Annotated in this window: 24 protein-coding genes; 15 read left to right on the forward strand and 9 right to left on the reverse strand. The window is 71.4% G+C overall.

The genetic code is table 11. From position 1 onward, the window contains the following. Positions 1-42 precede the first annotated feature (42 nt). On the forward strand, positions 43-2,316 hold the full coding sequence (pcrA, locus tag HHX41_RS27750; protein WP_182908323.1) for a DNA helicase PcrA: 2,274 nt from the start codon (positions 43-45) through the stop codon (positions 2,314-2,316). Between the two features lie 196 nt (positions 2,317-2,512). Here pcrA and HHX41_RS27755 read toward each other — a convergent pair whose 3' ends face one another. Then, entirely contained in the window at positions 2,513-3,418 is a 906-nt protein-coding gene (locus tag HHX41_RS27755; RefSeq protein ID WP_182908324.1) for a hypothetical protein, read from the reverse strand. A 173-nt stretch (positions 3,419-3,591) separates the two neighbouring features. On the opposite strand from HHX41_RS27755, the gene HHX41_RS27760 reads away from it, so the two are divergent. The 5 genes from HHX41_RS27760 to HHX41_RS27780 all read left to right on the forward strand — a co-directional run bounded on the left by HHX41_RS27760 (position 3,592) and on the right by HHX41_RS27780 (position 8,704). Then, positions 3,592-4,038, forward strand: coding sequence for a MarR family transcriptional regulator (locus HHX41_RS27760; RefSeq protein ID WP_182908325.1), 447 nt, complete (start codon positions 3,592-3,594; stop codon positions 4,036-4,038). 76 nt (positions 4,039-4,114) lie between these two features. Then, complete coding sequence (locus HHX41_RS27765; protein ID WP_169985333.1) at positions 4,115-4,516, forward strand: cobalamin B12-binding domain-containing protein; 402 nt, start codon at positions 4,115-4,117, stop codon at positions 4,514-4,516. 157 nt (positions 4,517-4,673) lie between these two features. Continuing rightward, positions 4,674-5,855, forward strand: coding sequence for an ADP-forming succinate--CoA ligase subunit beta (sucC, locus tag HHX41_RS27770; protein ID WP_169985335.1), 1,182 nt, complete (start codon positions 4,674-4,676; stop codon positions 5,853-5,855). Continuing rightward, on the forward strand, positions 5,855-6,727 hold the full coding sequence (gene sucD, locus HHX41_RS27775) for a succinate--CoA ligase subunit alpha (protein ID WP_169985337.1): 873 nt from the start codon (positions 5,855-5,857) through the stop codon (positions 6,725-6,727). The genes sucC and sucD overlap by 1 nt, the downstream gene beginning before the upstream one ends. A gap of 312 nt (positions 6,728-7,039) precedes the next feature. Beyond that, positions 7,040-8,704 carry a DUF6350 family protein gene (locus HHX41_RS27780; protein ID WP_182908326.1) on the forward strand — a complete coding sequence of 555 codons (1,665 nt, stop codon included), beginning with the start codon at positions 7,040-7,042 and terminating at the stop codon, positions 8,702-8,704. On the opposite strand, the gene HHX41_RS27785 is transcribed toward HHX41_RS27780, so the two are convergent. From HHX41_RS27785 to HHX41_RS27800, 4 genes are all read right to left on the reverse strand, one after another. Then, entirely contained in the window at positions 8,683-9,078 is a 396-nt protein-coding gene (locus HHX41_RS27785; RefSeq protein ID WP_182908327.1) for a MerR family transcriptional regulator, read from the reverse strand. The genes HHX41_RS27780 and HHX41_RS27785 overlap by 22 nt on opposite strands. An 11-nt stretch (positions 9,079-9,089) precedes the next feature. Next, complete coding sequence (locus tag HHX41_RS27790) at positions 9,090-10,112, reverse strand: NADP-dependent oxidoreductase (protein WP_182908328.1); 1,023 nt, start codon at positions 10,110-10,112, stop codon at positions 9,090-9,092. A 103-nt stretch (positions 10,113-10,215) separates the two neighbouring features. Further along, entirely contained in the window at positions 10,216-11,649 is a 1,434-nt protein-coding gene (locus HHX41_RS27795) for an APC family permease (protein WP_211592642.1), read from the reverse strand. Between the two features lie 121 nt (positions 11,650-11,770). After that, entirely contained in the window at positions 11,771-12,868 is a 1,098-nt protein-coding gene (locus HHX41_RS27800) for an alcohol dehydrogenase catalytic domain-containing protein (protein ID WP_169985345.1), read from the reverse strand. Positions 12,869-13,097: 229 nt separating this feature from the next. Between HHX41_RS27800 and HHX41_RS27805 the strand changes: the two genes are divergently transcribed. Continuing rightward, entirely contained in the window at positions 13,098-14,576 is a 1,479-nt protein-coding gene (locus tag HHX41_RS27805) for a PucR family transcriptional regulator (protein WP_169985347.1), read from the forward strand. A gap of 57 nt (positions 14,577-14,633) precedes the next feature. Here HHX41_RS27805 and HHX41_RS27810 read toward each other — a convergent pair whose 3' ends face one another. After that, complete coding sequence (locus tag HHX41_RS27810) at positions 14,634-15,038, reverse strand: hypothetical protein (RefSeq protein ID WP_182908329.1); 405 nt, start codon at positions 15,036-15,038, stop codon at positions 14,634-14,636. Between the two features lie 167 nt (positions 15,039-15,205). On the opposite strand from HHX41_RS27810, the gene purN reads away from it, so the two are divergent. The 4 genes from purN to HHX41_RS27830 all read left to right on the forward strand — a co-directional run bounded on the left by purN (position 15,206) and on the right by HHX41_RS27830 (position 18,564). After that, the gene (purN, locus tag HHX41_RS27815) at positions 15,206-15,862 is read left to right on the forward strand and encodes a phosphoribosylglycinamide formyltransferase (RefSeq protein WP_169985461.1); all 657 of its coding nucleotides are present in this window, start codon (positions 15,206-15,208) and stop codon (positions 15,860-15,862) included. Next, positions 15,859-17,400, forward strand: a complete 1,542-nt coding sequence (purH, locus tag HHX41_RS27820; protein ID WP_182908330.1) for a bifunctional phosphoribosylaminoimidazolecarboxamide formyltransferase/IMP cyclohydrolase — start codon at positions 15,859-15,861, stop codon at positions 17,398-17,400. Before purN ends, purH begins: the two co-directional genes overlap by 4 nt. A 142-nt stretch (positions 17,401-17,542) precedes the next feature. Then, positions 17,543-17,692: a hypothetical protein gene (locus HHX41_RS27825; protein WP_182908366.1), complete on the forward strand. Its 150-nt coding sequence runs from the start codon at positions 17,543-17,545 to the stop codon at positions 17,690-17,692. A 26-nt stretch (positions 17,693-17,718) separates the two neighbouring features. Then, positions 17,719-18,564 carry a bifunctional methylenetetrahydrofolate dehydrogenase/methenyltetrahydrofolate cyclohydrolase gene (locus HHX41_RS27830; protein WP_169985355.1) on the forward strand — a complete coding sequence of 282 codons (846 nt, stop codon included), beginning with the start codon at positions 17,719-17,721 and terminating at the stop codon, positions 18,562-18,564. A 98-nt stretch (positions 18,565-18,662) separates the two neighbouring features. Here the strand turns inward: HHX41_RS27830 and HHX41_RS27835 are convergent, their stop codons facing one another. Beyond that, complete coding sequence (locus HHX41_RS27835; protein ID WP_169985357.1) at positions 18,663-18,905, reverse strand: hypothetical protein; 243 nt, start codon at positions 18,903-18,905, stop codon at positions 18,663-18,665. Positions 18,906-19,163: 258 nt separating this feature from the next. On the opposite strand from HHX41_RS27835, the gene HHX41_RS27840 reads away from it, so the two are divergent. Next, positions 19,164-21,002 carry a phosphatidylglycerol lysyltransferase domain-containing protein gene (locus HHX41_RS27840; RefSeq protein ID WP_220504469.1) on the forward strand — a complete coding sequence of 613 codons (1,839 nt, stop codon included), beginning with the start codon at positions 19,164-19,166 and terminating at the stop codon, positions 21,000-21,002. Between the two features lie 57 nt (positions 21,003-21,059). On the opposite strand, the gene HHX41_RS27845 is transcribed toward HHX41_RS27840, so the two are convergent. Beyond that, positions 21,060-21,734: a hypothetical protein gene (locus HHX41_RS27845; protein WP_182908332.1), complete on the reverse strand. Its 675-nt coding sequence runs from the start codon at positions 21,732-21,734 to the stop codon at positions 21,060-21,062. A 214-nt stretch (positions 21,735-21,948) separates the two neighbouring features. Beyond that, positions 21,949-22,611 (reverse strand): FHA domain-containing protein, encoded by a 663-nt coding sequence (locus HHX41_RS27850; RefSeq protein ID WP_169985363.1) that lies wholly within the window; start codon positions 22,609-22,611, stop codon positions 21,949-21,951. A gap of 181 nt (positions 22,612-22,792) precedes the next feature. Between HHX41_RS27850 and HHX41_RS27855 the strand changes: the two genes are divergently transcribed. The 3 genes from HHX41_RS27855 (at position 22,793) to HHX41_RS27865 (ending at position 25,566) form a co-directional block, all read left to right on the forward strand. After that, positions 22,793-23,914, forward strand: a complete 1,122-nt coding sequence (locus tag HHX41_RS27855) for a citrate/2-methylcitrate synthase (protein WP_169985365.1) — start codon at positions 22,793-22,795, stop codon at positions 23,912-23,914. 42 nt (positions 23,915-23,956) lie between these two features. Further along, on the forward strand, positions 23,957-24,241 hold the full coding sequence (locus HHX41_RS27860) for a DUF3017 domain-containing protein (RefSeq protein WP_169985367.1): 285 nt from the start codon (positions 23,957-23,959) through the stop codon (positions 24,239-24,241). A gap of 107 nt (positions 24,242-24,348) precedes the next feature. Further along, a complete protein-coding gene (locus HHX41_RS27865; RefSeq protein ID WP_169985369.1) occupies positions 24,349-25,566 on the forward strand; it encodes an NADP-dependent isocitrate dehydrogenase in 1,218 nt (405 codons plus the stop codon). Positions 25,567-25,662: the final 96 nt, after the last annotated feature.

The raw sequence follows: 25,662 nt of genomic DNA on the forward strand, positions 1-25,662 counted from the left end.
CACATCACCTTAAACGTGACTTGCCGGGCGAGTGGGCTCCGGATGTCGGTGCGCGGCCATAACCTAAGGAGAGTGTCCACCCGAGCCGCCACTCATCCATTGCTCGACGGCCTCAACCCGCAGCAGCGGGACGCCGTCACCCACCAGGGCAGTCCGCTGCTGATCGTCGCCGGGGCCGGCTCCGGGAAGACCAGGGTGCTGACGCACCGTGTCGCGTACCTGCTGGCGGAGCGCGGCGTCCAGCCGGGGGAGATCCTGGCGATCACCTTCACCAACAAGGCCGCCCGCGAGATGAAGGAGCGGGTCGACAGGCTCGTCGGGCCGCGGTCCAGGGCCATGTGGGTCATGACGTTCCACAGCGCCTGCGTGCGGATCCTGCGGCGCGAGGCGAAGCGGCTGGGCTTCACCTCCAGCTTCTCGATCTACGACCAGGCCGACTCCCAGCGGCTCATGGCGATGGTGTGCCGCGAGCTCGACCTCGACCCCAAGCGCTATCCGCCGCGGTCCTTCTCGGCGCAGGTCAGCAACTTCAAGAACGAGCTGATCGACTACGAGACGGCGGCCGACCGGGCCTCGACCCATCTGGAGCGCACGCTCGCGGAGGCGTACCGCACCTACCAGCGGCGGCTCACCGAGGCCGGCGCGATGGACTTCGACGACCTGATCATGCTGACGGTCACGCTGTTCCAGCTCTTCCCCGAGGTGGCCGAGCACTACCGGCGGCGGTTCCGGCACGTGATGGTCGACGAGTACCAGGACACCAACCACGCGCAGTACACGCTGATCCGCGAGCTGGTCGGGCGGCCCGAGGTGCGCACCGCCGACGGCGACGTGGTGCGGGAGGGCGTCGAGCCCTCGGAGCTGGTGGTCGTCGGCGACGCCGACCAGTCGATCTACGCCTTCCGCGGCGCGACGATCCGCAACATCCTGGAGTTCGAACGCGACTACCCGGACGCGCGGACGATCCTGCTGGAGCAGAACTACCGCTCCACGCAGACGATCCTGAACGCCGCCAACTCGGTCATCTCCCGCAACGAGGGCCGCAAGCCGAAGAACCTGTGGTCCGACCAGGGCGCGGGGCCGAAGATCATCGGTTACGTCGCCGACAACGAGCACGACGAGGCCATGTTCGTCGCGCAGGAGGTCGACCGGCTTGGCGACGACCACGGGGTTACCCCCGGCGACGTGGCGGTCTTCTACCGCACGAACGCCGCGTCCCGGGTGTTCGAGGAGATCTTCATCCGCACCGGCCTGCCGTACAAGGTCGTGGGCGGGGTGCGGTTCTACGAGCGCAAGGAGGTCAAGGACCTGCTCGCCTACCTGCGGGTCCTGGCCAACCCGAACGACACGGTCTCGCTGCGGCGCATCCTCAACGTGCCCAAGCGCGGCATCGGCGACCGCGCCGAGGCGATGGTCGAGGCGTTCGCCAACCGCGAGCGCATCGCCTTCTGGGAGGCGCTGCGCCGGGCCGACGAGGCGCCGGGAGTGGCCACCCGCTCGCTCAACGCGATCCGCGACTTCGTCACCATGCTGGACGAGCTGCGGGCCAAGGAGCTTCCGCTGTCGGACCTGGCGGAGGAGGTGCTGAGCGCCACCGGCTACCGGACGGAGCTGGAGACCTCGGGCGACCCGCAGGACGAGAGCCGGCTGGAGAACCTCAACGAGCTGATCTCGGTGGCCGCCGAGTTCGAGGAGGCCAACCCGGAGGGCACGCTCGTCGACTTCCTCGAGCAGGTCTCGCTGGTCGCCGACGCCGACCAGATCCCGGACGGCGACGACCACGGCGGGGTGGTCACGCTGATGACCCTGCACACCGCCAAGGGCCTGGAGTTCCCCGTGGTGTTCCTCACGGGCATGGAGGACGGCGTCTTCCCGCACATGCGCTCGCTGAACGACCCGAAGGAGCTGGAAGAGGAGCGCAGGTTGGCGTACGTCGGCATCACCCGGGCCAAGCAACGGCTCTACCTGTCCAGGTCGGCGGTTCGCTCGGCGTGGGGCGCGCCGTCGTTCAACCCCGCCTCGCGCTTCCTGTCGGAGGTTCCGGGCGACCTGGTCGACTGGCGCGGCGACCCCGGCAAGACCGCCTGGTCCGCCGCGACCTCCCGCCCGGCCGCCCGTACGGCTCCCGCGCAGAAGACCGGCGGCCGGCAGATTCCGAACCTGTCGCCGGGCGACCGGGTCACCCACGACACCTTCGGACTCGGCACGGTGGTGGCGGTGGACGGCCAGGCCGAGAAAACGCGGGTGAAGATCGACTTCGGTAGCGAGGGCGAGAAGACCCTGCTGCTCGCCTACGCCCCGATCGACAAGCTCTGATCGGCGAGCTCTGACCCGTTCCCGCTCGCCGCGGGCGCTGCCGGAGGTCTCGGCGGTCGCCGCCTGACCGGGAGACGCGTCCGGCGGGATGGAGCGAAACGGCCGGTCCCGGGTGTGATCACCCGGGACCGGCCGCCTCTGGCCCTGCCGCGCGAGGGGCTCGGCCGCGCGGTTCAGTGCATGATCGTCCGCCGGTTCAGTCGTTGGGCAGGATGACGGGGCCCTGAGTGTCCGGCAGCTCGCTGTCGAGGTCGCTCAGGTTGGCGACCTGGCTCCTCGGCGGCGCCTTGACCGTGACCTTCCTGCCCCAGCCGGCGAACGTGGTGACGTCGGACAGGGTGAAGGTGACGGACTTGCCCTCGGCCTTCGTCTTCAGGTCGGCGGTGGCCGAGGCGCGGCGGACGAGCTGGTCGGAGCCGACCCACAGCTTCCAGGACACCACGGTCTTGCCGGGGTTGGACCCCAGGCTGGCGAGGCTGTACTTCAGGCCCGGGCTGATCTTCATGAGCTGCGCCAAGGTGATGGTGCCGCGGTAGAGCGTGGTCTTCGCGCCGTTGACGCTGCCGCCAGGCCCCTTGGCCTTGGTGGTCGTGAGGACCGTCTTGAGGGTGCGCCAGTCGGTGGCGTTGAAGAAGCCGCCCGTGGTCAGCGAAGAGTCGAACCGCTGGACGGGGACCCGCACCCAGGTCTTGCCCTCCGGGAGCAGATCCGCGTAGACGCCACCGGAGAAGTAGGCGGTCCTGCCGATGACGATCGTGCGGACCGGGTCCTCCGCACCCTTCAGGTCCTCGTCCTTCTCCTTCAGCAGGTCGCTGTACTTGACCTTCTGTGTGCTGTCGGCGGCGACGATGCCGGACCGGCCGAAGGCGTAGCCGCCGTTCGAGGTGACCTTGATGGCGGGGATGCCGAGGATGTTCAGCGTGCTCGTGGAGATGTACCGCACGCCGTGTCCGGCGACGAACTGCTTGCGCAGCGCCGCCGCCGGGTCGGCGGCGGGGGCCGGCGCCTGCGCCGAGGTCTGAGCCTGGGCGGGGGCGGCGACGGCGGGCGCCACGAGCGCGGCCGTCGCGGCGCACGCCAGCGCCATGATTGCTCGCTTCAAAGTGATTCCTCCCGTAAGTGCCCTCATGATCGAAAGGGCAGCCCGGAAATCTTCGCGGCTCATGATCACAAGAAAGTCACGAAAATCCACATTTCCTGTGAGTTTTCAGCTAGTGGGCCGGTATGCGGGCTGATTATTATTTCGCCACGAAATGTTCGTAGCGAAAGGACATCATGGAGGAGAACGCGGCGGTCGAGGAGATATCCCGGCTCTACCCCGCCGTCCACCGGCGTCTGCGCACGTCCGGTCGCCTGCTTCCGGGCCGCGACCTCACCGCCCGAATGGTGTCGGTCCTGCGTCACGTGGTGTCGTACGGACCGCTCACCGTGGGCGACCTGGCCGGGCGTCTGCGGCTGTCGCGGGCCGCGACCACCGAACTCCTCGACCGCGTCGAGAGCCGGGGTCTCGTCGCGCGGACGCGCGACCAGCGTGACCGGCGGCGCGTCTACGTCCGGATCACCGAGGCGGGGCGTGCCGCCGCCGACGGCGCGGGCCGCGACGACGCCGGGCGCGGCGACGACCCGCTCACGGCGGCCGTGCGCACGATGACCCCGCAGGAGAGGCAGGGGCTCGTGGACGGCCTGCGCGCGCTGCTCCGGGAGCGTCCGGCGGGCGGCTGACGAGGGGCCGTTCCGCGGGGAGGCGGCGCGCGGCGGTTACGCTTCGGGCAGCGAGCACCATCTGCGGGAGGTCTTCATGGCAGGCAGGATTCGGGTCGTCGTCGCGAAGCCGGGGCTCGACGGGCACGACCGCGGGGTCAAGGTGGTGGCGCGGGCGCTGCGCGACGCGGGCATGGAAGTCATCTACACGGGGCTGCACCAGACCCCGGAGCAGATCGTCCGTACGGCGATCCAGGAGGACGCGGCGGCCATCGGGCTGTCCATCCTGTCCGGCGCCCACATGACGCTGTTCGCCCGGCTCTTCGAGGTGCTGCGCGAGGAGGAAGCCGAGGACATCGTGGTGTTCGGCGGCGGCATCATCCCCGATGCCGACATCCCCGAACTGCACAAAATGGGAGTCGCCAGGATCTTCACGCCCGGGTCCACGACTCAGGAGATCGTGGAATGGGTCCGTTCGGCGGTTCCAGCCACCGTTTAGGTATTTTGCCCAACCTTGCCGTACTTGAGGGTTGTTGGCAAGGCTCCAGTGGGACCCGCTGACGTGGTCACGCCGCCACGGGGACTAGGCTTCATGCGCGGAAACGCCGGGCGGGACGACGGCGCCCGGCCTCGGACATCAAAAGGGACGGACCCTCGTGGACCTGTTCGAACATCAGGCGAAGGAGCTCTTCGCGGAGTACGGCATCCCGGTGCCGCGCGGAATCGTCGCGCACACCGCGGAGGAGGCGCGGGCGGCTGCCGAGCAGCTCACCGGACGCGTTGTCGTCAAGGCCCAGGTCAAGACCGGCGGGCGCGGCAAGGCCGGTGGCGTGAAGGTGGCCGACGACGTCGCCGACGCGCACGCGAAGGCGGCGCAGATCCTCGGCATGGACATCAAGGGCCACACGGTCCACAAGGTCCTGATCGAGGAGGCCAGCCAGATCGCGGAGGAGTACTACTTCTCCTTCCTCCTCGACCGCGCCAACCGCACCTTCCTCGCCATCTGCTCCGCCTCGGGCGGTATGGACATCGAGGAGGTCGCGCACACCGCGCCGGAGAAGGTGGCGAAGGTGCCGGTCAGCCCGCTGACGGGCGTCGACCGGGCCAGGGCCCGCGAGATCGCGGTGGCCGGCGGCCTGCCGCAGCAGGCGCTGGACGGCGCCGCCGAGCTGATCGAGAAGCTCTGGGCCGTGTTCGTCGACGAGGACGCCTCGCTCGTCGAGGTCAACCCGATGATCCTGTCGGCCGACGGCCAGGTGAAGGCGCTCGACGGCAAGGTCACCCTCGACGACAACGCGAACTTCCGCCAGGCGGAGCACGTCGCGTACGTCGACAAGGCCGCGGAGGACCCGCTGGAGGCCCGGGCCAAGGAGAAGCACCTCAACTACGTCAAGCTGGACGGCAACGTCGGCATCATCGGCAACGGCGCGGGCCTGGTCATGTCCACGCTCGACGTCGTGGCGTACGCGGGTGAGGAGTTCCCCGGACAGCCCAAGCCGGCCAACTTCCTCGACATCGGTGGCGGCGCCTCGGCCGAGGTCATGGCGAACGGCCTGGAGATCATCCTGTCCGACCCGTCCGTGAAGTCGGTCTTCGTGAACGTCTTCGGCGGCATCACCGCCTGCGACGCGGTCGCCAACGGCATCGTCTCGGCCTTCCAGCTCCTGCAGAGCCGGGGCGAGGAAGTGACCCACCCGCTGGTCGTCCGCCTGGACGGCAACAACGCCGCCCTGGGGCGGCAGATCCTGGCCGACGCCGCGCTGCCGCGGGTCGAGCTGGTCGACACGATGGACGAAGCGGCCAAGCGCGCCGCACAGCTCGCCGCGGTAGGTGCGTAATGGCTATCTGGCTCACCGAGAACAGCAAGATCATCGTTCAGGGCATGACCGGCGGTGAGGGCACCAAGCACACCCGCCGCATGCTCGCCGCCGGCGTCAAGGTCGTGGGCGGCGTGAACGCCCGTAAGGCCGGCATCACGCACGAGGGCCTGCCGGTCTTCGGCACGGTCAAGGAGGCCATGGAGCAGACGGGCGCCGACGTGTCCGTCGTCTTCGTGCCCCCGGCCGCCACCAAGGCCGCCGTCCGCGAGGCCATCGACGCCGAGATCCCGCTGTGCGTGGTCATCACCGAGGGCGTGCCGGTCCACGACACGACCGAGTTCTGGGCGTACGCCGTCTCCAAGGGCAACAAGACCCGCATCATCGGCCCGAACTGCCCCGGCATCGCCTCGCCCGGCGCGTCCAACGCGGGCATCATCCCGGCCGACATCACCACCAAGGGCCGCGTCGGCCTGGTGTCGAAGTCGGGCACGCTGACCTACCAGCTCATGTACGAGCTGCGCGACATCGGCTTCTCCACCTGCGTCGGCATCGGCGGCGACCCGGTCATCGGCACGACGCACATCGACGCCCTCCAGGCGTTCCAGGAGGACCCGGAGACCGACGCGATCGTGATGATCGGCGAGATCGGCGGCGACGCCGAGGAGCGCGCCGCGGCCTACATCGACGAGCACGTGACCAAGCCGGTCGTCGCCTATGTGGCCGGGTTCACCGCGCCCGAGGGCAAGACCATGGGCCACGCCGGCGCGATCGTGTCCGGCTCCGCCGGCACCGCCCAGGCCAAGAAGGAGGCCCTGGAGAAGGTCGGCGTCCGCGTCGGCCGCACCCCCAGCGAGACCGCCCGCCTGATGCGCGAGATCATGTCCTCGTGATCTTGTAGTTAGTCGCATGCGGGTCCACTGACCCGCACCACCACCGTTGGCGATCACGCGGTCGCCGGGCGACCGGCGCTCCTGCCGGCGGTTCCGCCATTCGTGACCTTGCACTTCCCGATGAAGTGCAAGGTCACGATGCGTATACGCCCAGGTCGCAGGGGTGTCCGCGGGCTTTCTGCACGATCACGAAGGCACCGTGCCCGGCTCGGGCGGCTGATGTGCGACAAACTGCAAGATCATGGCGAATTTGGATGGGTGGGCGGCGTGGCGGCGTGGAGGAAGGCGGCGGGGCTGGGATGATGCGGTAGCGTGACGGGCCTTCTCGATCAGTTCAGGACCGCTCCCCGCGCCGTGCTCGGCCGGGGCGGCGACGACGAGGAGACCCGCCGTCCGCTCCCCGTCTCCGGCATGCTGGCCGCGGTCGGGACGCTCGGCGTCGGCCTCGCCGTGCTCACCACGGTCACGCTCATCGGCTGGATGGCCGCGCCTCGCGGGCCGTTCGGAGAGGGCCTGCCCGGCGTCTTCCGTACGGCCTGCCAGCTCTGGCTCGCCGCCCACCACGGCGGTTTCGCGATCCCCGGCGGCCGGGTGGGCCTGCTGCCCATCGGGCTGATGATCCTGCCCGGGGCGCTGCTCTACCGGGCCGGCCTGTGGATGGCGCGCGACGCCGACCTGCGGGTGCGGATGCCGGCCCGGCTGCCCAAGGGCACGCCCCGAGACGTCGAGAATGCCCGGCGCCGCGCCCAGCTCGTGCTCATCGCCCAGGCCGGCATCTCGCTGGCCGCGCCGTACGCGCTGCTCGCCGGGGTGATCGCCCTCGTCTCCGGCAACGAGGTCATGCGGCCGTTCCTGGGGGAGGCGCTGGTCAGCCACCTTCTGCTGGCCTTCGTCACGGGGTCGGTGGCCACCGCCCGCACGATCGGGCCGTGGCGGTCGATGCTGCGCCTGCTGCCCGAGCGGCCACGGTCGCTCGTCTCCGGTACGGCCGTCGCGATCTCGCTGATGCTCCTGGCCGGGGCCGTGCTGGTCCTCGGCGCCGTGGTGGTCAACTTCGCCAGGATCCAGCAGATGTCGGAGGTCCTCAGCCCCGGAGTGGTCGGCGGCCTGCTGCTCCTGCTCCTGGAGGTCCTCTACTTCTTCAACGCCGTGATCTGGGGCATGGCCTACATCTCGGGGCCGGGTTTCGCGGTGGGCGCCGGGACGCTGGTCGCGCCCACCGGGGTCAAGCTGAGCGCGGTGCCCATGCTGCCGCTGCTGGGCGCCCTGCCGTCGTCCGGCGCGGCGCCCGCCTGGGTCATGGGCGTGATCGCGGTGCCGTTCGCGGCCGGCGCCGTCGCCGGCGTGGTGACGGCCCGCGTCGCGCCGACCCCGTCGCTGGAGGCCGCGCCCCTGTGGGGGTTCGTCTGCGGCGTCACCACCGGCCTCGTCGCCGGGACGCTCGCCGCGCTGTCGGGCGGCCCGCTCGGCGGGGCGGGCCTGGCCGCCGTCGGGCCGTCTCCCTGGGAGGTGGCGCTGTCGGTCACGCTCGAGGTCGGCGTGGCCGCCGGCATCTCGGCCGGCATCGCCAACTGGTGGCTGATCTCCCGGAGGCCGGCCACCCCGCCCGAGCCGGTGCGGAGGGCCGGCGCCGTGATCGCCAAGGCGGCCGGACGGGTGCGGCCCGCCCGCGGCGCCCATCTGCCGGGTCACTGGCTGGACGCCACCGAGGCGGAGACGCAGCCGATTCCCGTGATCAGGGACGACTGGACCGACGAGCACGCCGCCGCGGCCGCCGAGACGTTCGACGACATGAGCGCGCGGCGGGCCCGGGCCACCTCCCGTGATTCCGGCACTCCGCGCAAGCCCGCGGCCAATCCTCCGCGCAAGCCCGCGGCGATTCCTCCGCCGAAGCCGCGCACGGACATCGTGGACGAATCCGACGATCGCGGGGGGCACGTCATCTACGTCGATCCCTACGCCTGGGACCGCGACTGATCCGTCCCAGGCCGCTCGGCGACGGCCGAGGCGAGGCGGTCCCGCAGGTCCGTCAGGCGGGCGATCTCGGCGTCCAGGGCGGCGATCCGGTGCTGCACGACGCCGCTGCCGCCGGAGCAGCCGGGGCTGCCGTACGGCGGCAGCGTGTCGCCCTCCAGCAGGTCCAGGCGGTCGGCGCAGCGGGCCACGTCCTCGATGGTCAGGCCGAGGGCGAGCAGCTGCCGCACCAGGCGGATGCGGGCGACCTCCCGCGGGCCGTACTCGCGTTGGCCCGTCCGCGTACGCCGGGGTGGCGGGAGCACCCCGCGCTGCTCGTACAGGCGCAACGCGCGTGGGGTGGTCCCGGCCGCCGCCGCCGCGTCGCCGATTCGCACAGGGCCTCCTGCTAGCTCCAGGTCTCCACGACGACCGTTCCCACGTGCCGTCCGTCGAACAACTCGCGCAACGCCAGCGGCGCCCGTTCGATGCCCGCGATTCGGGTGTGCGGGAAGGTGACGGCGCCTGAGCGGAGCCAGGCGCCGAAGCGCTCCGTCCACTCCGCGCCGGTCTCGGCGTCGACGCCGGTGAATCCGCGGACAGTGATGTTCCTGGCGATGAGCTGGAAGGCGTCCAGCTCCACCGGGGCCGTCGTGCCGCCGGCCGCGGCCGACAACTGGGTGGCCAGGGTGCCGACCACGACGACGCGGGCGCCCGGCCGGGCCGCGGCCACCGCGGCCCGGAGCTGCTCGCCTCCGACGGCGTCGACGACCACATCGACGCCGTCGGGCGCCGCCTCGGCCAGCTGTGCGCCGATCGGGCCGCCGTCGCGGAGCACGACCGCGTCGTAGCCGAGCTCGGCGGTCATGCGCCCGGCCTTCGCCGGTGAACCGGTGCTGCCGATCACGCGTGCCGCGCCCAGCCGCCGGGCGATCTGCCCGGCGAGCGACCCGACGGCTCCGGCGCCCCCGGTCACGAAAACGGTCTCACCGGCGCGGAGGCGGGCGATCCGGGTCAGGGCGGCGTACGCGGTGGCGCCCGGCGCCAGATGCGCGGCCGGGTCGGGCAGGGACTCGCCCAGCGGCGCGGACGCGGGGACCGCGGCGTACTCGCGCCAGCCCCGGAAGTGCGCGACCAGGTCGCCCGGACGCAGGCCGCCGTCTCCGCCAGCGGTGACGACCTCGCCGACGGCGGGACCGAACAACGCGTCCCCGGGACGCAGCGGAGGGAAGGGCGTGCCCGGAACGCCTCCGGCGATCAGCGTCCGCAGTGAGGGGAAGACCTGGAACCAGCGGTTGCGCACCAGGACCTCGCCGGCCCCGGGCACGGGAATCGGGACCTCGGCGACGGTCAGGTGCTCGGGGCCGGGGAGGCCGGACGGAACCTCGACGAGCCGGATCTCCCGTGAGACGCGGGGCAGGGTTTCTGGCATTGGGAACTCCCACGGTGTCGGAGAGGACGGCGGCGCGGCCGCACGGCCCCGCGACGTTAACCCCTGACCCGCGCGTCAAAGGCAAGCGGGCACGGCGTGGTCGTCAGGCCATCTCGGCGAAGTCGGTTTCGGTTGTGCCGATGGTCTGGGCGACCGACGGCCGGGCCGCGCGGAGGTAGCCGTACCAGACGAGGGCCACGGCGACGGTGACGAGGAAGGCGAGGACCACGAAGTTCAGCGGCCAGGCCGGCCACGGCACGACGTTGACGTAGAAGACGTACGCCATGCCGACCACCGAGACGACCACGCACGGCCAGATGAGCCGCACCCGCGCGCGCTCCCGCCGCAGGAAGATCGGCGCGGCGAGCGCGACGACGGCGTAGGCCACCATGTAGCCGTACGTGCCGTAGGTGTCGACGTTGACGACGATCTCCATGCCGTCCACGCCGAGCGCGAAGAGCAGCGCGGTCAGTGCGACGGCGATCGGTGCGATCGCGAGGATCGCCCGATGCGGGGTCTGCTGGGTCCGGTGGGTCCGGCCGAGAGAGGCGGGCAGCACGCCCTCCTTGCCCATGACGAAGACGATGCGGCCGATCACGTTGATCGGGGCGACCACGACCGCGAAGAACGACGCCGTGACGCCGAGGCTGAGCACCGGGCGGAACCAGCCGGGCATGCCGACGGCCACCGCGAGCTCGTCCAGCGGGTTGCCGCTGGTGCCCAGGTCGCCCAGCGCGCGGTAGCCCGCGACCTGCGTGTAGGAGGCGAAGATGTACAGCAGGCCGACGCCCGCGGCGCTCCACATGATGGCCCGGGGAATCGCCTTGAACGGGTTGCGCGCCTCGCGGCCGAGGGCGTCGGAGCTGGAGAAGCCGACGAACCCGAGGATCGCCAGCACCATGCCGACCGCGATGCCGTGCGGCGTGGCGCCGTCGAGGGTGAGCTGGCTGCTGTCGAAGACCGGCCCGTCCCCGGCGAACAGCACGATGACCAGCATCACCGTGATGATCGCGATCGAGATGACCTCCAGGACGAGCGAGATGCGCGCCGACATCCGGATGCCCCACACGGTGAACAGCGTGGCGAGGCCGCCGATCACGACCGCGAGCACGACGTTCCACAGCGTGTTGTCGATCGTCAGACCGATCCCGGACAGGAAGGCGTTGAAGTGGTAGACGGCGCCCGCGAGGGAGCCGGACGCGATGCCGAAACACCCGATGATGAGCGTGATGCCGGTGACGTACGCGCCGAGCGGGCCGAGCCCCTGGGCGGCGTAGTTGTACAGCGAGCCGGCCGAGGCCCGGCGCTTGGCGAACTGGGAGATGCAGTAGCCGACGGCGAGGATGACCACGGTGGCGAGGGTGAACGACAGCCAGGACGCGTTGCCGGCACTGGCGAAGATTCCGGCCACGGAGAAGGCGATGACCGCGCTCGGGGCGATGTTGGCGATGGCCTGGGCGACGACCTCGCCGCCCGACATCGCCCCGCGCCGCAGCCCGTGCCCGTGCTGGCGGTGGGAGGCGGTGGTCTGTGTCATGCGGGGGTTCCTTGTACGAACGGGGCCTCGGCGATCCGGGGCCGGCGGCGCGAACGGGCGGCAGGGCCCGGACCCGCTGCGACGGACCCGGGCGCAGGGCGGTGAGTGACGGGGGAGGGGGTCAGGGGACGAGCAGGGTGCGCAGCGCCTCGCCACTGGCCAGGGCGTCCAGGGCGTGGCCGGCCTCGTCGAGCGTCGTGCGCCTACTGACGAGCTGGTCGAGCTGCAGGTGGCCGTCCATGTAGCGGTCGACCAGCGCCGGGATGTCGATGGCCGGGCGGACGCTCCCGTAGTTGGACCCGAGGATTCGCTGGTCGGCCTCGGCCAGGACGAGCGGGTCGAACCGGGCGAGCGTGCCCTTGGGCGGCAGGCCTACGGCCACCGCCGCACCACCCAGGCCGAGCATCTGGATCGCCGACTCCAAAGTGGCCTGGTGGCCGACCGCGTCGAAGGCGTAGTCGACGCCGTCCGGCAGGAGGTCGCGCAGCGCCTCGGGATCGGTCGCGCCGGCGCCGGAGAGCTGGTCGGTGGCCCCGAGCGTCATCGCGAGCGCCGTCTTCTCGGCACGGGTGTCGATCGCGACGATCCGCTCGGCCCCGGCCAGCTTGGCGCCCTGGACGACGGAGAGCCCGACCCCGCCGCAGCCGATGACGGCGACCGTGCTGCCGGGCAGGACGGCGGCCGTGTTGGTCACCGCGCCGACGCCGGTGGCCACCGCGCAGCCGACGAGGGCCACGGTGTCCAGCGGGGCGTCCTCGCGGATCTTGACGGCGCCGGACGCCGGTACCACGGCCTCCTCCGCGAAGGAGGACACCCCGAGGTAGTGGTAGAGGGTCTCCCCGCTCCGGCTCAGCCTGCTGGTGCCGTCCTGGAGGACGCCTCCGGGCGCGACCACGGTCGCCGCGAGCTGGCAGCGCGCCTCGTGCCCGGACCGGCAGTACCGGCATCGCCCGCACGGGGCGACCCAGGACAGGACGACGTGGTCGCCCTCCGCGAGGCTGGTCACCCCCGGGCCGAGCTCGGTCACCACGCCGGAGCCCTCGTGCCCCATCACCAGAGGGAGCGGCACGTCCCATTCGCCGCGGCGTACGTGCAGGTCCGAGCCGCAGACCCCGGCCGCGGCGATCTTCACGCGGACCTCGCCCGGACCCGGAGGGGCGAGCTCCACCTGCTCGACCCGGACGGGCCGGTCGGCGGATTCGAATACCGCGGCGCGCATGCTGCTCCCTTCCTCGGGGCCCGGGGAACAGCCCTGCCGTCACCCGGTGTTACTGAAACAAGGGTTCAGGCTAGGGACGCGGGCGTCGCCGCGGCAGCTGGCCAAATGTCCATCCACCTGCGATCAGTGCGCCGATCCGATACTTCGCGCCCGTCGCGGGCCGATGTCACGGTGACACTGCGTCAGTTCTGCGACGGATGTCGCGTGCTCCGGAGAGAGGAGATGCCGGGTGCTGGAGACGGCGGGCGACATCGCGCAGCGGTTCCGGCTGCGCGTGCCGACGGGGACGACGGGCCTGGATCGCCCCATCCGCTGGACGCACATATCCGAGCTGGCCGATCCGACGCCCTGGCTGCGCGGCGGCGAGATGATCCTCACCCTCGGCCTGGAGCTGGACAGGGCCGGCGACCTGGAGGCGTACGCGGCGAGGCTGGCCGGGGCGGGGGTGGCCGCGCTCGGCTTCGGCATCGGGGTGCGCCACCCGTCCGTCCCGCCGGCGCTGGTCGAAGGCGCCGGGAAGCACGGTATGGCCGTGCTGGAGATCCCCGGCGCCGTGGCGTTTCAGGACATCACCTACCACGTCAACGCCGACCTGCTGCGGACCGGAGCCGCGGAGGCGCGGCTGATCGCCGAGGGCGTCTCCAGCATGACGATGGTGGCGCGCAGCGCCGGGGCGCAGGGGGTCGTGGCGACGCTCGCCGCGCGCATCGAGAGCTGGGCCGTGCTGCTGGACCGGCACGGGAAGATCCACGCGGCCGTGGGCGCCGCACGGGTGCACATCGACGACGCCCGGGCCGCGGCGCTCGGCCAGCGCTCCCGCATCCGGCACCCCGCCCTGACCGTGTACGGCGTGGGCGACCCGGTCCGGCCCCGTGCCCACCTCGTGGTCGCGCCCCGCCCGGACCGGATCACGCTGACCCGGAAGCTGGCGCAGCATGCCGCGCTCCTGCTCGATCTCGCCCTCAACCCCTTGAGCGGTGGCGACACGTGGGGTCTGGCCAGGGCCGACGCGGTGGACGCGCTGATGTCGGGAGACCCCGCGCTCGTCGCGCGGGTGTCGGCCCGCTGGAATCTCCTCGCCGGGAACGTCGCCGTCGCGCTGCTGCGCTCGCGGTCGCGTGCCGTCCCGCTGGAGGACAACGTGCTGGAGTGGTGCGCGGAGCTGGATCTGCCTCCGCTGGTCAGCTCGGAGTCGTCAGTGGTCACCGTGTTGCTGCCGGAGGACGAGCTGGGCCGGTGGACCGCGCGGGTGTCCGACGCGGTCGAGCGGGAGGGCGTCCCGGCGCGGTGCGGCATCGGCGCTCCTCAGCCGCAGGTCTCCGGCCTGCTCAGCCGGCGGCAGGCCGAGCAGGCGCTCGCGGTGGCCGTGGCGGACGCCCGGCCCGTGGTCGAGTTCGCCGGGCTGCCGACCCAGCGGCTGATCCTCCAGCACCTCGATGCGGCCGCGCGCGGGGCGCTCACCTCGCCACTCCTGCCGCTGCTGGAGAACGACTCCACCCTGGTCCTGCTCCGCTCGCTGCGGGTCTTCCTGAGCGAGAACAGCAGCTGGGAAGCGGCGTCCTCGCAGCTCGGCATCCACCGGCACACGCTGCGCCAGCGTATGGCGCGGGTGGAGGAGCTGACCGGGCTGTCCGTCTCCGTGACCGAGGACCGCGTCATAGCCTGGCTCGCGCTCCAGGCGCTCCAGCTCGGCGACGCACCGTCCTAGAGGGTGCGACCTACGGCGCCGGATCCGGGCCGGCGACGGCCGGCAGGACCTGTCGCGTCAGGCGGGGGCGGGGACGCCGGCGGGCCAGGCCACCCCGAGCTTGCGCTCGAACGCCCGCATGAGCTGGTCGGAGCACTCCTGCTGGGCCGTCACCGTCCCCGCGCCCTTGCGGCACTCGGTGTAGGCGTTGAGCTCGTCGGAGAAGTAGAGCTGGAATCCCGTCGTCACCAGCCCGAGGACGAACGCGAGTGACGAGAGCACGACGGCTCCGGTCGCCATCCCGATCCCGCGTCGTGCCCGGTTCAGCAGGCGCAGGTCGTGGATCGCGATGACGATCGCGAAAATCGACAGCGCCAGCCCGGCGGCCGGCAGCATCAGCGTGAACACCAGCGCCATGAGGGCGAGGACCAGAGCCCTGCGCCCTCCGGTCGCAGGGGCCGGCGTCTCTAGGGGTGTAGTCACGGTCTCCTCGCCTCGCGTTCCGCATAGCCCGTCGTCAGTCGTGATGGCCGGCGCCCGATACGCTTTAGCTGCGTTGAGGGACGGCCCTCCACGCTCGACCACTCTCTAAGGAACCATCTCCCGGCAATCACCTGCAAAACGAAGGCAGCTCACGAAGGAGTTCCGTCCTGTCGTTCCGGCTCGTCGTCCTCGTCTCGGGTTCGGGGACCAACCTGCAAGCGTTGCTGGACGCGGCGGCAGACGACGCGTTCGGCGCGACCGTCGTGGCCGTCGGGGCCGACCGTACCGGCATCGAGGGCCTGATCCGGGCCGAGCGTGCCGGCGTACCCACGTTCGTCGAGAGGGTGGGCGACCATCCCGACCGGGAGCGGTGGGACGAGAGTCTGGCCGAGCGCATCGCCGAGCACAAGCCCGACCTGGTGGTCTCCGCCGGGTTCATGAAGATCCTCGGCCCTCGCGTGCTGGGCGCGTTCCCGGTCGTCAACACCCACCCGGCGCTGCTGCCCGCCTTCCCCGGTGCGCACGCGGTGCGTGACGCCCTCGCGTACGGCGTCCGCGTCACCGGCTGCACGGTCCACCTCGTCGACGCGGGCGTGGACACCGGCCCGGTGATCGCCCAGGAGGCGGTGACCGTACGGGAGGGAGACGACGAGGAGTCGCTGCACGAACGCATCAAGGGCGTCGAGCGCGGCCTCCTCGTCGAGACGGTGGGCCGCATGGCCCGCGAGGGCTGGACCCTGACCGGGCGGACCGTCCGCCTTGGGCCGGGACGAGTCGCAGGAGAGGCCGGACACGGCCCGACACCAGGAAGGACGACGAAGTGACCCGCATCGCCATCCGCCGTGCGCTGATCACCGTTTACGACAAGACGGGTCTCGAAGACCTGGCGCGGGGGCTCGAGGCCGCGGGCGTGGAGATCGTGTCGACCGGCGGCACCGCCGCCGCGATCGCCTCCTACGGCGTGCCGGTCACGAAGGTGGAGTCGCTCACCGGATTCCCCGAGTGCCTGGACGGACGGGTCAAGACCCTCCACCCGCGGGTCCATGCCGGGCTGCTCGCCGACGGCGCCAACCCCTCCCACGTCAAGCAGCTGGAAGAGCTGGAGATCGAGGCGTTCCAGCTCGCGGTGGTGAACCTGTATCCCTTCGCCGCCACGGTCGCCTCCGGCGCCTCCGACGCCGAATGCGTCGAGCAGATCGACATCGGCGGTCCCGCCATGATCCGCGCCGCCGCCAAGAACCACGGCACGGTGGCCGTGGTCGTCGATCCCGCGGCGTACGGCGAGGTCCTGGCCGCGGTCGCCGAGGGCGGCTTCACGCTGACCGAGCGCAGGAGGCTGGCCGCCGCGGCGTACGCGCACACCGCCGCCTACGACGTCGCGGTCGCGTCCTGGTTCGCGAACGTGTACGCGTCCGAGGGTGACTGGCCGTCCTTCATGGGCGCGGCGTGGAAGCGCAAGGCCGCGCTGCGGTACGGCGAGAACCCGCACCAGGGAGCGGCCCTCTACACCGGCGGCGAGGACGGCCTGGCCAACGCCGAGCAGCTCCACGGCAAGGAGATGTCCTACAACAACTACGTCGACGCCGACGCGGCCTGGCGGGCCGCCTGGGACTTCGACGAGCCGTGCGTGGCCATCATCAAGCACGCCAACCCCTGCGGCATCGCGGTGGGCGCCGACGTGGCCGAGGCACACCGCAAGGCGCACGAGTGCGACCCGGTCTCCGCGTACGGCGGAGTGATCGCGGTGAACCGCGAGGTGACCCGCGCGCTGGCCGAGCAGATCGCGCCGATCTTCACCGAGGTGGTGGTCGCGCCGTCGTTCGCGGCGGACGCGCTCGAGGTGCTCAGGGAGAAGAAGAACATCCGCCTGCTCGCCTGCCCGCAGGGGCCCTCGAACGCCGCCGAGTATCGCCGCGTCGACGGCGGCCTGCTCGTGCAGACGGTCGACCGGGTGGACGCGCCCGGCGACGACCCCTCCACATGGGAGCTCAGGGCCGGCGAGGCGGCCTCGCCCGAGGTGCTCGCCGACCTGGCCTTCGCCTGGCGGGCCTGCCGTTCGGTGAAGTCCAACGCCATCCTGCTGGCCTCCGGCGGCGCGACCGTCGGCGTCGGCATGGGCCAGGTCAACCGGGTCGACTCGGCCCGGCTGGCGGTGTCCCGGGCGGGTGAGCGCGCGACCGGGTCGGTCGGCGCCTCCGACGCGTACTTCCCGTTCCCGGACGGCCTGCAGGTGCTGGCCGAGGCCGGGGTGAAGGCGATCGTCGAGCCGGGCGGCTCGATCCGCGACGACGCGGTCATCGAGGCGGCCGAGGAGGCGGGCATCACGCTCTACTTCACCGGGACCCGGCACTTCTTCCACTGATAAGTCCGGACGTACCGCCAGGGAGGGGCGGCCACTGGGATGGATGGGGCGAGAACGGCACGATCACCCCTTTGGGGCGGTTAGCCTGAAGCGCTCACCCCACCCTCTTCACGGAGCCCCTTCCATGCCCCTTGATATGATCATGAGCTCCTTCGCGACGATGAACGGCATGTGGAACAGCCCCATCGCGCTGCTGCCCATCGCCGCCCTGGCCGCCTACTTCGGCTGGCGGATCGTAGAGTTCATCCCCTTCACCCGGCGGATCATCGAGCGCCGCGAGGGGGGACAGTAACGCACCTGGAAGGGACGGGAAGTGCCATGACCGCGCTGGTTCTGGACGGCAAGGCGACCGCCGCCAAGATCAAGAGTGAACTGGCGGAGCGGGTGAAGGCCCTGGCGGCCCGGGGAATCACCCCCGGTCTGGGCACGATCCTGGTCGGTGACGACCCCGGCAGCCAAATCTACGTCGGGGGCAAGCACCGCGACTGCGCGGAGGTCGGCATCACCTCCATCCGCAAGGACCTGCCGGAAAGCGCCACCCAGGCGGACGTGGAGGCCGCCGTCGACGAGCTGAACGCCGATCCCGCCTGCACGGGCTACATCGTCCAGCTGCCGCTGCCGCGTCACCTGGACACCCAGGCGCTCATCGAGCGCATGGACCCGGCCAAGGACGCGGACGGTCTCCACCCCGTCAACCTGGGCAGGCTCGTGCACATGGTCGAGGCCCCGCTGCCGTGCACCCCGCGGGGCATCGTGGTCCTCCTCCAGGAGTACGGCGTGCCGCTCAAGGGCGCCGAGGTCGTCGTGGTCGGCCGGGGCATCACGGTGGGTCGGCCGCTGGGCCTGCTCCTCACCCGCCGGACGGAGAACGCCACCGTGACGCTCTGCCACACCGGCACCCAGGACCTGGCCTCCCACGTGCGCCGGGCGGACATCGTCGTCGCGGCGGCCGGGGTGCCCCACCTCGTGACCGCCGAGATGGTCAAGCCCGGCGCGGCCGTGCTCGACGTGGGCGTCTCCAGGGTCGACGGGAAGCTCACCGGCGACGTCGCCCCCGACGTACGCGAGGTCGCGGGCTTCGTCGCCCCCAACCCCGGCGGGGTGGGGCCGATGACCCGGGCCATGCTGCTGGCCAACGTCGTCGAGGCCGCCGAACAGCGCTGATTCACGGATTTTTCGGCGGAGCGTGATCCACCGGACCCGCCCGGCCGGTCCTTCCGCGGCTCCTCGCCGCGGGGCGACGGCCGGGCCGAGTCCGCCGATCACGGGACGTAGAGGTACCAGCGGCCGTTCCGCAGGAAGCAGTACGAGCCCGCGTACACCTTCGTCTGGGGCACGCAGTAGCGCAGGTCCGAATAGGGGCCGTAGACGGCCGACGCGGTGGTGGAAGCGGCGGAGGCCGGCGGTGTCGCCGCGTGCGCGGTGGTGGCGGGGACGGCGAGAGCGGACAGGACGAGAGCGGCACCCGCGGCCGCGCGGCGGAACGCGTTCGTAGTGGAAATCATGGATCGAACAGTAGGAACGGCGCCCCCGCACGGTCGTCAAAGCTGTCCTTGATCCGGGGTCCGCCGCCGGGAGGATTCCGCGGCGCCGGCACCTCCTCTCCTCGGCGCATCGGCCGTCGACCCGGAGAAGAGCCGACCCGGAGAAGAGCCGACCCGGAGAAGAACGCGCGGCGTATGCCGTCGGTCCGCGTCAAGCCCGGTCCAAGGATCGGAATCCCGGCTGCTGGCCCGGCAAACCATGACATATCGTCACTGTGTGTGAGCTATCGGACGCGGAACGCGCATTCTCTGCGGTCTCGGGTCCCGGGGCTGGCGGCCTGGGCCGCGCTGCTGATCGGCATCCTGGACATCGTCAGGGGCCTGGCGCCGGGCCTGCGCGCGAGCAGGATCGGCGTGATCGCGAGCGTCCTGCCGGGCGCCGTCACGACGCTCGCCGAGACGGCGTCGCTGCTGGTCGGAATCCTGTTGATCATGCTCGCCCACGCACTCAGGCGGCGTAAGGCGCGGGCCTGGCGCGCCGTCGTGGTGCTGCTGCCGGTGGACGCCGTGATCGAGGGACTGCGCTGGCGGCATCCGGTCGCCGCGTCGGTGTCGCTGCTCCTGTTCGCGGTGCTGGTCGCCGGCAGAGGGGAGTTCTACGCCCTGTCCGATCCGCGCTCACGCTGGCGGGCGCTGTGGAACCTGCTGGCGCTCGGCGCGTTCGACGTCGCGATCGGGTGGATCCTCGTCGCGTCACATCACCGCACGGTCGTCGGCCGGCCGAGCTTCGGCGACCAGATCCGGCACGTCGTGCTCGGTCTGTTCGGCCTGGAGGGGCCGGTCGTGTTCACGTCCGAGCGCGCCGGCGACCTCGTCTACTTCTCGCTCGCCGGGCTCGGCGCGCTCACCGCCGTCACCACGATCTACCTGGCCCTGCGGCCGGAACGGCCGGTCGCGGCGCTCAGCGAGGACGACGAACGGCGCCTGCGCGCCCTGCTCGACCGGTACGGCCGGCAGGACTCGCTCGGATACTTCGCGCTCCGCAGGGACAAGAGCGTGATCTTCTCGCCCAGCGGCAAGGCCGCCGTCGCCTACCGCGTCGTCGCGGGGGTGATGCTGGCCGGCGGCGACCCGATCGGCGACCCGGAGGCCTGGCCCGGCGCGATCAGGCGGTTTCTGGAGGAGGCCAGGCGGCACGCGTGGGTTCCCGCCGTCATCGGATGCGGCGAGGCGGGTGGCCAGGCGTGGACGAGGGAGGGCGACCTCGACGCGCTGGAGATCGGGGACGAGGCCGTCGTGGACGTGGCCGGCTTCACCCTGGAAGGCCGGGCCCTGCGCAACGTGCGTCAGATGGTCAAGCGGGTGGAGCGCCTCGGCTACACCTGCCGAGTGCGGCGCGCCGGGGACCTGAGCGAGGCGGAGCGCGAGCACATCGGCGACGCGGCCGACCTCTGGCGCGGCACCGAGACCGAGCGGGGCTTCTCGATGGCGCTCGGCCGGTTCGGCGACCCCGCCGACGCCGGCTGCCTGGTGGTCACGGCCCACCGGGCGGCCACGCCGGAGGGCGAACAGACACCGGACGGGGACATCCGGGCCGTCCTGCATTTCGTGCCCTGGGGAGCCGACGGCATCTCCCTCGACCTCATGCGGCGCGACCGCGAGGCGGACCCCGGGCTCAACGAACTGCTGATCGTGCGGGCCCTGCAGGCCGCACCGGACTTCGGCGTGACCAGGGTGTCGCTGAACTTCGCGATGTTCCGCTCCGCGCTGGCGCGGGGGGAGCGGCTGGGGGCGGGACCGGTGCTGCGCGCCTGGCGCGGCGTCCTCGTCTTCCTGTCCCGCTGGTTCCAGATCGAGTCGTTGTACCGCTTCAACGCCAAGTTCCAGCCCGTGTGGGAGCCGCGGTTCCTGGTCTACCCGGCCGCCCGGGATCTGCCGCGCATCGGCGTCGCCGCGCTCCGGGCGGAGGCGTTCCTCACGTCGCCGGGCCTCCGGTGGGCGGGCGGCCTGCTCCGGCGCCGCCGGCGGCAGACTCCCGTTCCCCGCCCCCTCTCCGACGCTGTCGTCGGCGGGAACGGCGGCCCGGACGGCGCGCCGGAGAGCCGCAGAACGGCGTGACCCCACCCGCCGCGGCGGGAACTGAGCCGGCGCCCGTCCGGTGCACGGCCGCCGGGCCTACCGGCAGACGCCGGGAAGGTCGCAGAGCTTGGCGGCCATCGTGCGGGCGTCCTTGATCAGTGGGCGGAACTGGGAGACCGGGAGGCTCTTGGTCACCAGGCCGGTCCTGACATAGACCGCCACCGCGCTGCCCCTGCGGACGATGACCGAGCGGGACCGGTTCTCGAAGAAGAAGCCGCCGACCCGGAGGGCCTCGTCGCCGATGCCGGTGCTCTTCCAGCGGTAGGAGTAGCGGTCGTGGCCGCGGCCTCCCGTGCCGCACCTGGCCAGGTCGTCCCGTACGGATCGCATCGCCGCCTTCGCGGCCCGCTCCGACGGGTAGAGCACGACCTGCTCGCTCCGGTAGACGGTCTCCGCCAGGTAGGTGAACGTACGGCTCGCGCCGCGCCCGTCGTGGGCGGCCCGGTGGCCGCAGGGGTTCACCTCAAGGGGCTTCGTCAGGCTGTCGGTGAGCTTCAGGTGCTCCCACGGCCTGCGTGGACCGTCCACCTTGGCCTCGTCCAGCAGGAACCCCTTGGGCAGCTTCACCGGTGCCGCCGACGCCGCCCGGGCGGCGTCCATCCGCCCCGCACCGTTCCCGGTCACCGCCGCACTCGCCTGCCCCATGCCTGCCACGGTGCCGGTCGCGGTCACCGCCGCGGCCGCCGCCAAAGACACCAGAACTTTGCGCATCGCGCGCCCCCTCGCCAATCGGTCGACGTTCCGTTCGACGGCGGTTTCGCGCTTTTTGTTCGGCACGTTATGCCGCCCACGCTCATATGGGCCCGGGCGGCTGGACACGCGAGGTCAGACCCGCGGCCGTACGTCGGCGCGGGCCGTGGGAACGCTCCAGCCGCAGCCGGGGGTGGGACGGCTTCCACCCTCCGGCGGCGGATGTGGCGCGGCTTCAGGACGCCCGGCGGCCCGCCGGGGTCCGCGGCTGCGGCTGTGGTTCCGGCTCGGCCGGTCCGCCGGCCCGCTGCGGCGGCACGACCGGCGTGGGCCGCACCAGGCCGAGGGCGACGACCTCGTTGGCGAGCCGGGTGCGCCGGTTGGTGCCCTCCGGGATGCGGAACTTCTGGTACAGCCGCAGCAGGTGCTGCTTGACCGCCGCCTCGGTCACCACGAGGTCGTCGGCGATCTCCCGGGCCGTCGCGGGCGCGACGAACGCCTCGTCGGACAGCGCGGGGCGGCACAACGACGTGAGCACGTCGACCTCCCGGCGGGTGAGCTCCGGCGCGGCGGCGCGGCGCAGCTCGACCTCGGGGGCGAGGTCCTCCCGCGGGATCCCGCCGACCCGGGCCCGGGCGGCCCCGAAGGAGACGACGTCGCCGTCGTCCAGAACCCTTCTGGCGATCGGCCTGCCGTTCACCCGTGTGCCGTTGCGGGACAGGCCCAGGTCCACCACGTACAGGTAGGGCCCTCGACGGACGAATTCGGCGTGCAGCCGTGACACGCTCGGATCCGTCAGCCGGATGTCCACGCCCCGGCCGCGGCCGATCGTGGTGACGTCGGGGCGCAGCGGCACCACCTCGCCGCTGTCCTCGATCCGTATGAACGGCCCCTCCACGGCAGTTCCTCCCCAGGTAGCCCGCCGTTACTTTCCCTATAGCTGCGGCTTACCCACCCGTGGCGAGGGGGAATCGCCTTTGCCGCGAGCAGAATCAATCCCGAAATTGGTCTGGACCTTTGAGAGGTGGTTTACCTGCTCACGGGTAGACTTCGCACGGAGATAAGCGGAGGAAACACCTATGGCGGACAAGCCCACCAAAGGCCTCGCCGATGTCGTCGCCGCATCCACAGCGATCAGCGACATCGACGGCAAAGCCGGTCGTCTCTTCTACCGGGGATACGACATCCACGACCTGGCCGGCCGCGCGACGTTCGAAGAGGTGGCCCACCTGCTCCAGCGCGGCACTCTGCCGACCCGCGAGCAGCTCGCCGGTTACGGCGCGGAACTGGTCGCAGGCCGCACCCTGGGCGCGCTCGTCGAGAGCGACATCTCCGAAATCGCGGCGAAACAGGCGCCCATGGAGGCGCTGCGCACGCTGGTCTCGCTGGCCGGCGCCGACGATCCGGACAAGGATTCCAACGCCGCCGACGCCAACCGCCGCAAGGCCGCCAGGCTCACGGCCCAGCAGCCCGTCCTCGTCGCCCGCTACCACGCGGCCAGGACGGGAGCGGACAAGCCGGAGCCCGATCCCGAGCTGAGCACGGCCGCGAACTTCCTGCTGCAGATCACCGGCCGCCGCCCCGAGCGGCGCGAGGTCGAGATCTTCGACACCTGTCTGGTGCTGCACGCCGACCACACGATGAACGCCTCCACCTTCGCCGCCCGTGTCTGCGCCGCGACGCTGTCCGACATGCACTCGGCGATCGTCGCGGCCATCGGCACGCTCAAGGGCCCCCTCCACGGAGGTGCGAACGAGCAGGTCATGCGTACGCTGGAAGCGCTGGACCCTCGCGGCGTCGCCCAGGCCGTGCGGGACAGGCTGGCGGCGGGCGAGAAGATCATGGGATTCGGGCACCGCGTCTACAAGACCGAGGACCCCCGGGCGACGCATCTGCGGCGGATGTCGCAGGAGCTGGCCGAGGCCTCGGGCGACGACACCTACTACCGGATGTCCCGGGAGATGGAGGAGGTCGTCTTCGCGGACAAGCACCTGTACCCGAACGTGGACTTCTACGCGGCGACCGTCTACCACTATCTCGGCATCCCGACGGACCTGTTCACGCCCGTGTTCTCGGTCAGCCGGATGTCCGGGTGGACCGCCCACGTGATCGAGCAGCACGCCGACAACCGGCTGATCCGGCCGGACAGCGAGTACATCGGCGAGCACGACCGGAAGTGGGCGCCCATCGACGAGCGGTGACAGGGAGGCGCCGAGGACCGCAGTGGCAGGCTTGGGAGAGACGTGAGAACGAGTGAGAGCACGGCCTGGGGGCCGTGGCTGCTGGTGGCGGCGGGAGCCGCCGCCGGGCTGGGCGCGATCGGCCTGGGTGCGCCGGCGCCCGCGGGTGGTGCGATCATGGGATTCGGCTTTCTCTTCGGATCCCTGATCCGGGTGACGGTCGCCGAACGCCGGGCGGGCGCGCTCGCGGTGCGCGGCAGGCGGGTGGACGCGCTCACACTGGCGGCGTTCGGCGCGGCGCTCGTCATCGGCTCGCTGCTCATGCTGCTGCGGCTGCACGACTCGTAGGGACACGACCTCGTCGCGGACTTACCACACCCGTCCGATAGCCTCAACGGCCAGTGAGCCTCAAAAAGGACGTGCTGGCCAGTTAATTCAGAAGGGGAACCCCACGCATGCCCAAGATCAAGGTAGCGGGCCCGGTCGTCGAGCTCGACGGCGACGAGATGACCCGGATCATCTGGCAGTTCATCAAGGACCAGCTGATCCTTCCCTACCTCGACGTCGACCTGAAGTACTACGACCTCGGCATTGAGCACCGCGACGCCACCGACGACCAGGTCACGATCGACGCCGCCAACGCCATCAAGCAGCACGGCGTGGGCGTGAAGTGCGCGACCATCACGCCGGACGAGGCCCGGGTCGAGGAGTTCGGCCTGAAGAAGATGTGGAAGTCCCCGAACGGGACCATCCGCAACATCCTCGGCGGTGTCATCTTCCGCGAGCCGATCATCATGTCGAACATCCCGCGGCTCGTGCCCGGCTGGACCAAGCCGATCGTCGTCGGCCGTCACGCCTTCGGCGACCAGTACCGCGCCACCGACCTGAAGATTCCCGGCGAGGGCACGCTGACGCTGACGTTCACGCCGAAGGACGGCAGCGAGCCGATCGAGCTCAACGTCTTCGACTTCCCCGGCTCCGGCGTCGCCCTGGCGATGTACAACCTGGACGAGTCGATCCGCGACTTCGCCCGCGCCTCGATGCGGTACGGCCTCAACCGCGGCTACCCGGTCTACCTGTCGACCAAGAACACGATCCTCAAGGCGTACGACGGCCGGTTCAAGGACATCTTCGCCGAGGTCTACGAGACCGAGTTCAAGGCCGACTTCGAGGCCGCCGGGATCATCTACGAGCACCGCCTGATCGACGACATGGTGGCCGCCTCCCTGAAGTGGGAGGGCGGGTACGTGTGGGCCTGCAAGAACTACGACGGCGACGTCCAGTCGGACACGGTGGCGCAGGGCTTCGGCTCGCTCGGCCTCATGACCAGCGTGCTCATGACCCCCGACGGCCGCACCGTCGAGGCCGAGGCGGCGCACGGCACGGTGACCCGGCACTACCGCCAGCACCAGCAGGGCAAGCCGACCTCCACCAACCCGATCGCCTCGATCTTCGCGTGGACCCGTGGCCTGCAGCACCGCGGCAAGCTCGACAACCAGCCCGAGGTCATCGACTTCGCCGAGAAGCTGGAGCAGGTCTGCGTCGAGACCGTCGAGGGCGGCCAGATGACCAAGGACCTCGCGCTCCTGGTCGGCGGCGACGCCGAGTGGCTGACCACGCAGGACTTCCTCGCGGCGCTCGACGAGAACCTCAAGAAGAAGATGGCGCAGTAACGCCGCTTCGTCGGCGGGGCCGTCCGGAGTCGTTCCGGGCGGCCCCTTTCCCGTTACCTTCGGGTACGGACCGCTCGCCGCTTTGTCACGACTTCC

The sequence above is a fragment of the Microbispora sp. H13382 genome, assembly GCF_014161445.1.
Classification (GTDB): Bacteria; Actinomycetota; Actinomycetes; order Streptosporangiales; family Streptosporangiaceae; genus Microbispora.